A 13,009-nucleotide genomic window follows, 5' to 3' on the forward strand; every position below is an offset into this window, starting at 1 on the left:
ACTCAGCGCAGCAAGGGCTTGAGCGGGCCCCAGATGTTTTCAAGCATCAGCGGGTGCGCTTTGGCCAGGGGGTGGATGCGATCGCTTTGGAACCAGTCCAGGGCATCGGGGCGGTCGGCCACACCGCTGAGCAAGAACGGTAGCAAGGCCGTCTTCTCCGCCTTGGCCACCTCGCTGAACAGGGCTGCAAATTCGCGGCCGTAGCTAGCGCCGTAGTTCGGCGGCACCTGCATCCCCGCCAGCAAAACCTTGGCGCCCGCCGCTTTGGCCGCCCGCGTCATGGCCAACAGGTTCTCGCGCGTGCTGGCCAGGGGCAGGCCGCGCAAGGCGTCGTTGCCGCCCAGCTCGATGATGACGATGGCGGGCTGATGGGCCTTCAGCAAGGCGGGCAGGCGGGCGCGGCCGCCGGCCGTGGTGTCGCCGCTGATGCTGGCGTTCTGCACCGTGAAGCTGGACTTTTGATCCTTGAGTCTTTGCGCCAGCAGGGCCACCCAGCCCGTGCCGCGGGCCAGCCCGTACTCGGCCGAGAGGCTGTCGCCCAGCACCAGGATCTTGGCGCTGTTCGCACGCGCAAGACCTGGCACCATGAGGGCATTGGCCCACAGGCTAAAGTGCAGCAAGTTCTTGGCCAGGCTGCGCCGCCCCGGCGAGCCCAGAGTCTCGGCCTTTGTCGTCTTCATCAGGTCTCTTTCATGTCCCAAACACATCCAGCCGCCGCTGTTCCGGTGGTCGCCGTCGACAAGGTCTGCAAAAACGTGCAGGACGCCACCGGCGAGCTGAGCATTCTGCATGACATCTCTTTCACCCTGCGGGCGCAGGAGTCGGTCGCCATCGTCGGCGCCTCAGGCTCGGGCAAGAGCACCTTGCTGGCGATTTTGGCGGGGCTGGACATGCCCAGCAGCGGCACGGTGCGTTTGAGCGGGCAGGACATCTTTGCCCTCAGCGAAGACCAACGCGCGGCCTTGCGCGGCGCCCAACTGGGCTTTGTGTTCCAGAGTTTCCAACTGCTGCCCAATCTGACGGCGCTGGAGAACGTGATGCTGCCGCTGGAGTTGCGTGGCGAGCGTGAGGCGCGTGCCCTGGCGACACAGATGCTAGGCCGGGTGGGCCTGGCGCAGCGCCTGGGCCACTACCCGCGCGTGCTCTCGGGCGGCGAGCAGCAGCGGGTGGCGCTGGCACGGGCTTTTGTGCAGCGGCCCGCCTTGCTCTTGGCCGACGAGCCCACCGGCAGCCTGGACTTCGCCACCGGCGCGGCCGTGATGGCCTTGATGTTCGAGCTCAACCGCGAGGCCGGCACCACCCTGGTGCTGGTGACGCATGACACGCAAATCGCACAGCGCTGCGAGCGCCAGCTGCGCATCGAGGCCGGCCGGCTGGTGCAGAACGAGGAAAAGCAGGCTTCTTAAGCTTTGGCCCGGCGCGCGCGTTCGCGCAGCCGGCGCCAGCGCTCGCCGCGGATCACGGCCCACCAGGCGAAGTAGACCAGCAGATAGAGCAGGCTGCCCAGCACCAAGCCGGCCAGCGGCAGGCCGATCAGCAAGGGCGTCCCCAGGGCCTGCACCCACAGCCAGAGCGAGGACAGCCAGGTGTCGGGATGGGTCCAGTCCAGGGCCAGCATTTCGGGCGTTGCGATGGGGCCATCGTGGCCCGAGACGAGGCGGCCCAAAAAGATGGCCAGGCTCCAGATCGGCACCAGGGTGAAGGGATTGGTGACCCAGGTGGCGGCCACGGCCGCCGCCACATTGCCGCGGAAGGCAATCGCGGCCGCCGCAGCCAGGGGCATTTGCGTGGGCAGGGGGATCACCCCCACAGCCAGGCCTAAACCCGCACCCAGGGCGACCCGGCGTCTATGCGCCACCCACAGCCAGGGGCGTGGGCCCAGATAGTTGCCCAGCCAACGCAGGCCCGGCGTCTTGGCCAAGACATCGGGGTGGGGCAGGATGCGGCGAGCGAAACGGGTTGCGGGCACGGGCGAGCTTTGCTTGGAGTCGAATACAAAAGCGCCCGCGTAGCCATGAGGCGCACGCGGGCGGGGCTTTGGCTGGCGTGATGCCAGCCGCAGATTCTCGCTGAAAGAACGATTAGCGCGAGAACTTGTAGTCGGTCTTGGCCTTTTCGCGCAGCTCTTGCTGGAAGGCGCCAACCTTTTGTTGGTTCAGACGCTGGACGATTTGGGCCTTGACGTCATCGAAGGCGGGGAACTGCGCTTCGCGCGAGTCTTCCAGCTTGATGATGTGATAGCCGAACTGCGACTTCACCGGGTTCTGGGTCATCTCACCCTTCTTCAGCGCGGCCAGGGCCTTGGTGAACTCGGGCACATAGCTATTGCCATTGGCCCAGTCCAGATCGCCACCGTTGACGGCCGAGCCGGGATCCTTGGAGTTGGCCTTGGCCAGGTCCTCAAACTTGGCGCCGCCATTGATCTGCTTGATCAGGGCAATCGCGTCTTCTTCCTTTTCCACCAGGATGTGGCGGGCGCGGAATTCCTGGCCGCTGTTCTGGGCCTTGAACTTGTCGTACTCGGCTTTGGCTTCGGCATCGCTGACGGGGTTCTTCTTGGCGTAGTCGGCGAACAGCTCGCGGATCAGCAGGCTTTGGCGGGCCATTTCCATCTGCAGCTTGTAGTCGCTGGAGGCGGGGATGCCGCGCTTCTCGGCTTCTTGCATGAAGATTTCACGCAGCACGACTTCGTCCTTGACCTGAGCTTCCAGCTCGGGCGTGCGGGCCTGCTGGCCACCCTTGACCACCTGATTGATCAGCTGTTCAACACGTGCCTTGGGCACGGGCTTGCCATTCACGATGGCAACGTTTTGCGCGCTGGCCGACATGGGCAGGAGCGCAGCGGACAGGGCCGCGACGGAGGCGGCGAGCACAAACTTCTTCATGGGCATGAGCTTTTGGTGATGAAAAAACTGCGCCTGAGGGCGCAGAGATGGGGTCGGATGCGGTGATGGTCAAACGGTTTCTTGATGATCCGACTCAGCGTTCACCCGGTGCGCGGGCATCAATTGCCAGCGCGTGGATGCCCCGCTGCATCAGCTCACCGAGGGAATGATATACGAGCCGATGACGCGCCACGCGGTTAAGACCGGTAAAGCGTTCGCTGACGATGAGCAGGCTGTAATGCCCGCCCTCGCGCGCACCCGCATGACCGGCGTGCTGATGGCTGTCGTCCTGCAGCTGCAGCTCAGCAGGCGCCAGGGCCTGGCGCAGGCGCGACTCCATCTCGGCGACAGAGGCTTTGGGCGTGATGGCTGGGTTCAAAGGGATGGCGGAGGAGGCGTTCATGGCAGGGTCTTGCTCTCGGGAGATGGGGGCTTGCCTTCGTCGGCCTCGCCGGCTTCGTTCGCGGCGGGTGTCAGATGGCGGCTCAGGTAAACGCCCTGGCCCAGGGTGAAAAGAATGATCAGGCTGGTCACGCCGAAGACCTTGAAATTGGCCCAGTCCGCGGTGGAGAAGTTGTAGGCCACATAGAGATTGAGTACGCCCATGGCGGCGAAGAACAAGACCCAGGCGAGGTTCAGCTTTTTCCACACAAGAACCGGCAGTTCCAGATCCTTGCCCAGCATGGACTTCAAGAGGTTTTTGCCAAAGAAGGCCTGCGAGGCCCAGAACACCAGGGCCATGGCCCAGTACAGGCCGGTGGGCTTCCACTTGATGAAGGTCTCGTTGTGGAACCAGATGGTGGCGCCACCCAGGGTGACGACCAGGCCCAGGCTGATCCACAGCATCAGGTCAATCTTCTTGCCGCGCAGCTTGGTGATCAGGGCCTGCAGCAGGGTGGCGGCCATTACCACCAGGGTGGCCAGCAGCACCGGGCCTTCTTCCAAACCCACCTGACCGCCGGAAACCAAAAAGCCCAGGTGCTCGGTGGCAAAGGCCGCCGCCCAGGCCTTGTGGCTGTCCGCGTACTTGAAGGTGCCGAAGAAGAGGATCAGGGGCAGGAAGTCGAGCAAAAGCTTCATCGGCAAGGCCCCGAGGGGCGGTAACTTAGGTGGGGTCCGCGGCGGGATCTGAGGAGCGGAAGTCTATCGCGGCCGAGTTGATGCAGAAACGCTCACCCGTGGGTTCGGGGCCATCCGGGAAGACATGGCCCAGATGCGAGCCGCAGTGATTGCAGCGCACCTCGACACGCACCATGCCATGGCTTTCATCCACCACCCGCTCGACCACCTCGCTATTGACCGGGGCGTAGTAGCTGGGCCAGCCGCAGCCCGCGTCGAACTTGGTCTCGGCCTCAAACAAGGGCGTGCCGCAGCCTACGCAGAGATAACGGCCGTCCTGGAAATGGTCCCAGTACTTGCCGGTGAAGGCGCGCTCGGTGGCGGCATGGCGGGCGACCTGGTATTGCACAGGGTCCAGCTGCGCGCGCCATTCGGCATCGCTTTTCTGGACGGGGTAGTTGGGGTCGTCGATGGGCTTGTGACTCATGGGAAGTGAGGCCAAGGCTTTGGGCCTGGCCCGGCAGTTGGGGGAGGGAATGGGTTCGGGGTCAGTGTAGTCAGGCTGTCTCGGCCTTGCAGGCTTGCGGTTTTGGCCGCTGCGCCGGGTCGGCGCGGGCCAGCCTGAGCCCTTGCCGGCTAGCGCCGGTGAATACCCCTAGAGGACTTGCCCTGAGGGTGTAACGCGGGTGACTATGAGGGGCACAAACGTCGGCATAGACTCGGCGGCAACAAGGTTCGGGGCCCTAGGCCCGAGCACGAGAAAAGGAGACAGTTAATGGCGCGAATGGGTCAAATGATGGGTCAGATGATGGCGATGCCGCTGTTGATTTCGTCCTTGATCAAACATGCCGCCCGGCATGCAGGGGACACCGAAATCGTCAGCAAGCGAGTCGAAGGCGATCTGCATCGCTACACCTGGGCGGCGGCCGAAAAGCGCAGCCGTCAACTCGCCCAGGCCCTGGCCCGATTGGGCTGCCAGCCCGGCGACCGCGTCGGCACCCTGGCCTGGAACGGCTACCGGCATCTGGAAATCTATTACGGCAGCTCGGGCTCGGGCCTGGTCTGCCACACCATCAACCCGCGCCTCTTCCCCGAGCAGATCGCCTGGATCGCCAATGACGCCCAGGACACGGTGCTGTGCTTCGACCTCAATCTGCTGCCCCTGGTGGAAAAGCTGGCGCCCGGCCTGCCCAGCATCAAGCACTACATCGTGATGACGGACCGGGCCCACATGCCGGCCCAGACCAGCTTGTCCGGCCTGCTCTGCTACGACGAGTTGCTTGACGCTGAGGATGGCCGCTACACCTGGCCGGAGTTTGACGAGAACACCGCCTGCTCCCTGTGCTACACCTCGGGCACCACAGGCAACCCCAAGGGCGCCGTCTACAGCCATCGCTCGACCCTGCTGCACACCTATGCCTCGGCCCTGCCGGACGCGCTGGACTGCTCGGCCCGCGACGTGATCTTGCCGGTCGTGCCCATGTTCCACGTCAACGCCTGGGGCCTGCCCTATAGCTGTGCGCTGATAGGCTGCAAGCTGGTGATGCCGGGGCCGCATCTGGACGGCAAGTCGCTCTATGAATTGTTTGAAGGCGAGAAGGTGTCCTTCAGTGCCGGTGTGCCCACCGTATGGCTGGGCCTGCTCAATTATGTGAAGGCCAATAATCTCAAGTTCTCGACCTTCAAGCGCACCGTCATTGGCGGCTCGGCCTGCCCGCCGGCCATGATGAAGACCTTGCAAGAAGACTATGGCGTAGAGGTCATCCATGCCTGGGGCATGACCGAGCTCTCGCCCATAGGCACTTTGTCCAAGCTCAGCGCCAAGCAGTTGCAACTGCCCAAGGAGGCGCAGCAGCGTCTGCTGGAGAAGCAGGGCAAGGCGGTGTTCGGCATCGATATGGCGATTGCTGATGACGAAGGTAAGTCCCTGCCCTGGGACGGCCAGGCCTCCGGCAATCTGCTGGTGCGGGGCCACTGGGTGATCAATAGCTATTACGGCCAAAGCGCCTCGCCCCTGCAAAGCCTGGACGGCGAGCCCGGCTGGTTCCCGACTGGCGATGTGGCCAGCATCGACGGCGACGGCTTTATGCAGATCACCGACCGCAGCAAGGACGTGATCAAGTCTGGCGGCGAATGGATCAGCTCCATCGATCTGGAGAACATCGCCATGGCCCACCCGGCCGTGTTCGAGGCCGCCGTGATTGCTTGCGCCCATCCCAAATGGGATGAACGCCCCTTGCTGGTGGTGATCAAGAAGCCCGATGCCGAGCTGACGCGCGAGCAGCTGCTGGAGTTCTTCGAAGGGCGCATCGCCAAATGGCAGATCCCCGACGACGTGGTGTTTGTGAACGAGATTCCGCACACCGCCACCGGCAAGATCCAGAAGCTGCGTCTGCGCGATCAGTTCAAGACTCATCGCCTGCCCAGCGTTTGACCCTGGCGGGCGAGCAGGCCTGGCGTGCGTTCGCTGGGCCGGTCTGCAGCTGCCGCCGAGATTTTTTCGTCCCGAGTTTTGAGCTTTCCACGCCTATAAATCCACAGGAGACAACGATGGGTACAGCCAAACGTCTGATGAAGAACGCCGTTATTGCTTCGCTGCTGCTGAGCGGGGCCGCGGCCTTTGCGCAAAAGGGCGAGACGGTCAAGATCGCCTGGATCGATCCGCTCTCCGGTCTGATGGGCCCGGTGGGGCAGAACCAGGTGAAGAGCTTTCAGTTCTTTGCCGAGAAGTTCAATGCCAGCAATCCGGCGGGGGTGAAGTTCGAGATCATCGCCATCGACAACAAGCTGAGCCCGGCCGAATCGCTCAACGCGCTCAAGTCGGCCATCGACCAGGGCGTGCGCTATGTCACCCAGGGCAATGGTTCCAGCGTGGCCCTGGCCCTGGTGGACGCGATCAACAAACACAACGAACGCAACCCCGGCAAAGAGGTGCTCTACCTCAACCACGCCGCGGTAGACCCCGACCTGACCAATAGCAAGTGCAGCTACTGGCACTTCCGCATGGATGCCGACACCTCCATGAAGATGGAGGCCATCACCACCTTCTTGAAGGACCAGGCCGACGTCAAGAAGGTCTTCTTGCTGAACCAGAACTATGCCCACGGCCAGCAGGTGGCCAAATACGCCAAGGAAATGCTGTCGCGCAAGCGGCCCGATGTGCAGATCGTCGGCGAAGACCTCCACCCCCTGGCCCAGGTGCGTGACTTCGCTCCCTATGTGGCCAAGATCAAGGCCTCGGGCGCCGACACCGTCATCACCGGCAACTGGGGCTCCGACCTGTCCTTGCTGATCAAGGCGGCCAATGAGTCTGGCTACCACGGCAAATTCTTCACCTACTACGCCGGCGTGACCGGCACGCCCTCGGCGCTGGGTGCCAACGGCGCGGGCCGGGTCTACCAGGTCGCCTACAACCACTACAACATGGGTGGGCAGATGGGCAAGTGGATGAGCGAGTTCCAGACCAAGTTCAAGGACGACTTCTACACCGGCAGCGTGATTCATATCTACAGCCTTTTGGGCTCGGCCATGGCCAAGGCCAAGAGCACCGACCCGGTCAAGGTGGCCGCGGCCCTGGAAGGCCTGAAGGTGCAGAGCTTTGGCGGCGAGGTAGAGATGCGCAAGACCGACCACCAGCTGCAGCAGCCGCTCTACATCTCGGTCTGGCAGAAGGCCGATGCCAAGTACCCCTATTCGCCCGAGGGCACGGGCTACACCCTGGCGCCGGTCAAGACCTATGAGTCTTACGTTTCGTCCACACCGACCTCCTGCCAGATGAAGCGGCCGGGTTGATGGGCTGGGGCGGGCCTTGACCCGCCCCATCAGCGTTCAAAAGAGAAAAACAGACGCGTGGACCAACTCCTCATCAATCTGCTCAACGGCCTGTCCTCCGGGCTCTTGCTCTTCATGCTGAGCTCGGGCCTGACCCTGATCTTCAGCATGATGGGCGTGCTCAATTTCGCCCATGCCAGTTTTTATATGCTGGGCGCTTACCTGGCCTACAGCCTGGTGGGGGTCTTGGGCTTTTGGCCGGCGCTGATCTTGGCGCCCCTGCTGGTGGGCGCCTTGGGCGCCGGCTTCGAGCGCATGGCCTTGCGCCGCGTGCATAAGTTTGGCCATGTGCCCGAGTTGCTGATCACCTTCGGCCTGTCCTATGTGGTGCTGGAGTTGGTGCAGCTGATCTGGGGCCACACAGCGGTGCCCTTCAGCCCGCCGCCAGCCCTGCAGGGTTCGGCCTTCACCATCATCCAGAGCCCGCTCCGTGGGCTCTCCCTGGTGTGGGGTGCGGCGGGGCCGGATCTCTGCGCGGGCGCGGCCTGCTCGACCTTCCCGCTGACGCGCTTCTTCATGATGGGCGTGGCCCTGGCCATGCTCTTGGCCCTGTGGCTGCTGCTCACCCGCACCCGCATCGGCCTGGTGATACAGGCGGCCTTGACGCATCCCGAGATGGTCGAGGCCCTGGGTCATAACGTGCCGCGTGTGCTGATGCTGGTGTTCGGCAGCGGCTGCGCCTTGGCGGCCTTGGCCGGGGTGATTGGCGGCATCACCTTTGTGACCGAGCCGAATATGGCGGCCATCGTCGGCTCCATCATCTTTGTGGTCGTGGTGGTGGGCGGTGTGGGTTCGCTGGCCGGGGCGTTTGTGGGTTCTATTCTGATCGGGCTCTTGCAAACCCTGCCGCTGACGATTGATGGTTCCCTGGCCACCTTGCTCAATGGCTGGGGCCTGCACATCACTGATCAGACGCCGGGCTATCCGCTGCTGCGCCTGTCCATGGCCCAGGTGGCGCCGATCCTGCCCTATCTGCTGATGGTCTTGATCCTGATCTTCAGACCCAAGGGCTTGCTGGGAACGCGAGAAGACTAAGTCCATGCCAAGCCGTACTCCGAGCTTTCATTTCAAACCCCTCAATGTCGGCCGCTGGCTGGTTTGGGGTGTTTACGCCCTGATCCTGATCGTGGCGCCCCTGCTGTGGACCAGCAGCCTGGCGCAGACCATGTTGACGCAAATTGGCATCGCCATCATTGCCTGCCTGGCCTACAACATGCTCTTGGGCCAGGGCGGCATGCTCAGCTTTGGCCATGCCATCTACAGCGGCCTGGGCGGCTTTTTGGCCATGCACACCCTGAACGCCGTCAGCGGCGGCAGTTTGGCCCTGCCGGTCAGCCTCGTGCCCCTGGCCGGTGGCCTGGCGGGCTTGTGCTTTGCGGCGCTGTTCGGTTATGTCTCGACCAAAAAGGCCGGTACGCCGTTCGCGATGATCACCCTGGGTCTGGGCGAGCTGATCTGGTCCATGTCCCTGATGCTGCCCGAGTTCTTCGGCGGCGAGGGCGGAGTGACGGGCAATCGGGTCGTAGGCAAGGCGGTGCTGGGCATCACGTTCGGGCCGCAGATCCAGGTCTATTACCTGATCGCCTTCTACTGCTTTGTCTGCACCGCCCTGATGTTTGCCTTCACCCGCACGCCGCTGGGCCGCATGCTCAATGCCGTGCGTGACAACCCCGAGCGTGTCGCCTTCATCGGCTATGACACGCAATGGGTGCGCTATCTGGCCTTCATGATCTCCGGCCTGTTCGCGGGCATCGCCGGCGGCCTGGCGGCACTGAACTTCGAGATCGTCACCGCCGAAGTGGTGGGCGCGGCGCGCTCCGGCGCCTATCTGCTCTTCACCTTTCTGGGCGGAGCCACCTTCTTCTTCGGCCCCATCAACGGCGCGGTGCTGATGGTGGTGGCCCTGGTGCTCTTGTCCGAGTTGACCAAGGCCTGGCTACTCTATCTGGGCCTGATCTTTGTCTTCATGGTCATGTATGCGCCGGGCGGTTTTGCCAGCCTCATCATGATGAATCTGCGGGTGGCCGCCTTCGGCAAGCTGCGCAAACTCTTTCCCGCCTACCTGGCCCTGGGCGGCACGGCCCTGGCGGTGTTGGCGGGCGCGGCCGCCATGATTGAGATGCTCTACCACCGCCAGCTGAACGAGGCCTTGGGCCCCAAGCTGCGCTTTCTGGGCGTGGCCATGGACAGCAGCGGCTTTGATGCCTGGTTTGGCGCGGGGCTCTTGATGGCCGTGGGCCTGGGGCTGTTTGAGCTGACGCGCCGACAGTTCCTGCGCGAATGGGGCGAGACGCAGGAAGAGATCGAGAAAGAGATCAAGCGAAGGGAAACGCTGTGAGCGCAAAGCCAGAATCGCCCTACGCGCTTGAACTGCTGGACCTGCGCAAAACCTTTGGCAAGACCGAGATCATCCGTGGCGCCCAGCTGCAGGTGAGGGCAGGTGAGCGGGTTGCCATCATCGGGCCCAATGGCGCGGGCAAGTCCACGCTCTTCAATCTGATCAGTGGCCGTTTTGCCCCCAGCAGCGGTGACATCCGCCTGCACGGCGAGCGCATTGCCGGCCTGCCGCCCTACCAGATCAACCGCCGGGGGCTGTCGCGCAGCTTCCAGGTGTCCAATCTTTTTACCCGGCTCTCGGTGTTCGAGAACATTCGCTGCGCCGTGCTCTGGAGCATGGGCCATCGCTATGCCTTCTGGAAGTTCCTGGCCGATCTGGACGACGCGAACGAGCGCGCTGAAGCCGTGCTGGAGATGATCAAGCTGGATCGCCGCCGCGATGTGCTGGCCATGAATCTCACCTATGCCGAGGCGCGGGCGCTGGAGATCGGCATCACGATTGCTGGCGGCTCCAGCGTGATCTTGCTGGACGAACCCACGGCCGGCATGAGCAAGAGCGAGACGCAGCGCTTCATCCAACTGATCCGCGAGGTGACCGTGGGCAAGACCTTGCTGACCGTGGAGCACGATATGGGCGTGGTGTTCGGCCTGGCCGACAAGATTGCGGTGCTGGTCTACGGCGAGGTGATCGCCTTCGACACGCCCGAGGCGGTGCGTGCCAATGCCCGCGTGCAAGAAGCCTATCTGGGCTCGGTGCTGGCCGAGGTGCAGGTATGAGTAACCAGGCTGGCCGGCTGCTGAAGCTGGAGAACGTCCATGCCTTCTACGGCAAAAGCCATGTGCTGCATGGGGTGAGCATGGAGGTGCGGCCGGGCGAGATCGTCGCCTTGCTGGGTCGCAATGGCTCGGGCCGCTCGACCACGGTCAAGACCATCATGGGCCAGGTCGATGGCCAGGGGACGATCAAGTTTGGCGAGCGCGAATTGCTGGGCCGCAAGGCCTACGAGATCGCGCACTGGGGCCTGGGTTATGTGCCCGAGAACCGCGATATTTTTCCCAAGCTGACGGTGCAACAGAACCTCATCCTCGGCCAGAAGTCGGGCGCGAAAAATCCGCGTTGGGGCTTGGAGGATATGTACCGTATGTTCCCACGCCTGAAGGAGCGCCAGCACACCGAGGCCGGCGTGCTCTCGGGGGGGGAGCAGCAGATGCTGACCCTGTGCCGCAGCCTGATGGGCGACCCGGACCTGATCATGATCGACGAGCCCACCGAGGGCCTGGCGCCCATGATTGTGGAGCTGGTGGCCCAGTATCTGAAGACGCTCAAGGAGCGCGGCATCTCCGTCCTGCTGGTGGAGCAAAAGCTCGCCATCGCGCTGGAGATCTCCCAGCGCTGCTATGTGATGGGCCACGGCCGCATCGTGTTTGAGGGCACGCCGGAGGAACTGCGCGCCAACAGCTATATCCGCAAGGAGTGGTTGGAGGTTTAGTGGGCGTTTAGTTGGCGTTCAGGCCAACCACTTCAACAACTGCTCCGTCACCCTTGGGCTGTCCAGCAGCTCCATATGATTGGTCTTGTAGGCCAGCCAGCGCTGTGAGGCGGGGAAGTGCAGATTGCGGCTCGGGTCTTCGTGCTGACCCAGGGCGCTGTTCAAGGTCACCAGGCCGTCGCCGATCAGGCGCTCGCTCAGGGAGCCGCTGCGGCTGGCGGTGGTGGCGGCGATGGTGTAGCAGTCCACGCCCTCGGGCAGGGGCAGGGGCTGGCGCTGATCGGGCCGGGGATGAAAACGGTCATAGCCCTGCCAATCGGCGTCCAGGACATTGCCGTGGCGCAGATCGGTGATGCCGGCGCTGCGCAGCTGGCCCAGCTTGGCCAGCGGCGCGGTGAAGCTGCTGCTGCCCAGCAACACGTCTAACCAGTGGCCGGCTCGTTCCAGCGGTGCGCCGTGATGCGGCGTGCCTAAAAACACGACGCGGCTCACGCGCTCGGGCCACGCCATGCCCTGGCTTTGCGCGCTGTGCACGGCGCTGCGTATCAGCAGGCCGCCCATGCTGTGGGCCAGCACGCGGATTTCTTCCAAAGGCCTGGGCCAGCCGCCCAGCAATTGCTCCAGCGCGGCGGCCAGGCGGTGGCCGTTTTGCGAGATGTGCAGGCCGCTGTTGTAGCGCAGATAGACGGGGTTGAGCCGGCCTGCGGCGCATAGCGCGGCGACGTGGCCGCCGTGCTTGATCTCGGGGCTGTCGGCGGCGTCGATATGGCCCGGCGCCGCGTCGCCCATCCAGGCCCGCTCGTTCATGCACAGGCCGTGCATCAGCAGCAAGATGCGCGGCCCCACCTGATGGGCCGAGGGCCAGCGCCCGCTTTGCAAGACCTGGGCTTGCCAGCGCAAACTCATGCCGCTGGCCAGGGGGTTTTTGCTCTCCAGCAGATGGTCACCCATGATGCCGTTGAGGGCGGCCAGCACCGCCTCGCGCTCCGGCGTGGGCGCATGCTCGCGGCCCAATTCGTCGTTCAAGCTCTTGGCCAGCCAGGGCTCCAGGCCGGACAGGGCCCTGTCCAGGCCGCGGCCCAGCATCTCGGTCGCGCCGTAAATGCTGCGGTAGACCAGGCCGGTGATGCCGCCGGTTCGGCCCTTGGCGGGGCCGGGCAGGCCCAAGCGATCCCAGACGGATTGGTGCACGCCTTCCACCACCCGGGTCAGGCCGGCGGTGGCCTGGACGGCCAACTGGCTCAGCGCGCGCGCATCGCTGGGCTGCAGATGGCGTGTGCGCTTATGGCTTTTGCTCATGCCCCATTGTCACGGCTGGGACAGAGATGTGCAGAGTTTGCTGCCTAAAATCGAACGAGCGTTCTATTTCAGCGCCCATCCCCGAGGCGGCGCTTTTTCTTGAGACAA

The 13,009-nt window shown here is 63.9% G+C and carries 14 protein-coding genes; 7 read left to right on the forward strand and 7 right to left on the reverse strand.

Annotated elements, in window-relative coordinates:
* Positions 1 to 2: 2 nt before the first annotated feature.
* On the reverse strand, positions 3 to 587 hold the full coding sequence (locus DBR47_RS15890; protein WP_231512343.1) for an arylesterase: 585 nt from the start codon (positions 585 to 587) through the stop codon (positions 3 to 5).
* A gap of 105 nt (positions 588 to 692) precedes the next feature.
* On the opposite strand from DBR47_RS15890, the gene DBR47_RS15895 reads away from it, so the two are divergent.
* Entirely contained in the window at positions 693 to 1,406 is a 714-nt protein-coding gene (locus tag DBR47_RS15895; RefSeq protein WP_124451776.1) for an ABC transporter ATP-binding protein, read from the forward strand.
* Here DBR47_RS15895 and DBR47_RS15900 read toward each other — a convergent pair.
* The 5 genes from DBR47_RS15900 to msrB all read right to left on the reverse strand — a co-directional run bounded on the left by DBR47_RS15900 (position 1,403) and on the right by msrB (position 4,431).
* The gene (locus tag DBR47_RS15900) at positions 1,403 to 1,969 is read right to left on the reverse strand and encodes a DUF2062 domain-containing protein (RefSeq protein WP_197047101.1); all 567 of its coding nucleotides are present in this window, start codon (positions 1,967 to 1,969) and stop codon (positions 1,403 to 1,405) included. The genes DBR47_RS15895 and DBR47_RS15900 overlap by 4 nt on opposite strands.
* A 112-nt stretch (positions 1,970 to 2,081) precedes the next feature.
* On the reverse strand, positions 2,082 to 2,885 hold the full coding sequence (locus tag DBR47_RS15905; RefSeq protein WP_124451780.1) for a peptidylprolyl isomerase: 804 nt from the start codon (positions 2,883 to 2,885) through the stop codon (positions 2,082 to 2,084).
* 94 nt (positions 2,886 to 2,979) lie between these two features.
* Positions 2,980 to 3,288: a BolA family transcriptional regulator gene (locus DBR47_RS15910; protein ID WP_124451783.1), complete on the reverse strand. Its 309-nt coding sequence runs from the start codon at positions 3,286 to 3,288 to the stop codon at positions 2,980 to 2,982.
* Positions 3,285 to 3,965, reverse strand: coding sequence for a septation protein A (locus DBR47_RS15915; RefSeq protein ID WP_124451785.1), 681 nt, complete (start codon positions 3,963 to 3,965; stop codon positions 3,285 to 3,287). The genes DBR47_RS15910 and DBR47_RS15915 overlap by 4 nt, the downstream gene beginning before the upstream one ends.
* 25 nt (positions 3,966 to 3,990) lie before the next feature.
* On the reverse strand, positions 3,991 to 4,431 hold the full coding sequence (msrB, locus tag DBR47_RS15920; protein ID WP_124451787.1) for a peptide-methionine (R)-S-oxide reductase MsrB: 441 nt from the start codon (positions 4,429 to 4,431) through the stop codon (positions 3,991 to 3,993).
* 297 nt (positions 4,432 to 4,728) lie between these two features.
* Between msrB and DBR47_RS15925 the strand changes: the two genes are divergently transcribed.
* From DBR47_RS15925 to DBR47_RS15950, 6 genes are all read left to right on the forward strand, one after another.
* Positions 4,729 to 6,378, forward strand: a complete 1,650-nt coding sequence (locus tag DBR47_RS15925; protein ID WP_305037020.1) for a 3-(methylthio)propionyl-CoA ligase — start codon at positions 4,729 to 4,731, stop codon at positions 6,376 to 6,378.
* Between the two features lie 137 nt (positions 6,379 to 6,515).
* The gene (locus DBR47_RS15930) at positions 6,516 to 7,736 is read left to right on the forward strand and encodes a branched-chain amino acid ABC transporter substrate-binding protein (protein ID WP_370454928.1); all 1,221 of its coding nucleotides are present in this window, start codon (positions 6,516 to 6,518) and stop codon (positions 7,734 to 7,736) included.
* A 114-nt stretch (positions 7,737 to 7,850) separates the two neighbouring features.
* Entirely contained in the window at positions 7,851 to 8,810 is a 960-nt protein-coding gene (locus DBR47_RS15935; protein WP_231512344.1) for a branched-chain amino acid ABC transporter permease, read from the forward strand.
* Between the two features lie 4 nt (positions 8,811 to 8,814).
* Entirely contained in the window at positions 8,815 to 10,113 is a 1,299-nt protein-coding gene (locus tag DBR47_RS15940; protein WP_124451793.1) for a branched-chain amino acid ABC transporter permease, read from the forward strand.
* Positions 10,110 to 10,889 carry an ABC transporter ATP-binding protein gene (locus DBR47_RS15945; RefSeq protein WP_124451795.1) on the forward strand — a complete coding sequence of 260 codons (780 nt, stop codon included), beginning with the start codon at positions 10,110 to 10,112 and terminating at the stop codon, positions 10,887 to 10,889. The genes DBR47_RS15940 and DBR47_RS15945 overlap by 4 nt, the downstream gene beginning before the upstream one ends.
* A 17-nt stretch (positions 10,890 to 10,906) precedes the next feature.
* Positions 10,907 to 11,602 (forward strand): ABC transporter ATP-binding protein, encoded by a 696-nt coding sequence (locus tag DBR47_RS15950; RefSeq protein WP_124451990.1) that lies wholly within the window; start codon positions 10,907 to 10,909, stop codon positions 11,600 to 11,602.
* Positions 11,603 to 11,620: 18 nt separating this feature from the next.
* Here the strand turns inward: DBR47_RS15950 and DBR47_RS15955 are convergent, their stop codons facing one another.
* Positions 11,621 to 12,901 carry an alpha/beta hydrolase gene (locus DBR47_RS15955; protein ID WP_124451797.1) on the reverse strand — a complete coding sequence of 427 codons (1,281 nt, stop codon included), beginning with the start codon at positions 12,899 to 12,901 and terminating at the stop codon, positions 11,621 to 11,623.
* Positions 12,902 to 13,009: the final 108 nt, after the last annotated feature.

The organism is Paucibacter sp. KBW04, assembly GCF_003852425.1.
Classification (GTDB): Bacteria; Pseudomonadota; Gammaproteobacteria; order Burkholderiales; family Burkholderiaceae_C; genus Paucibacter_A.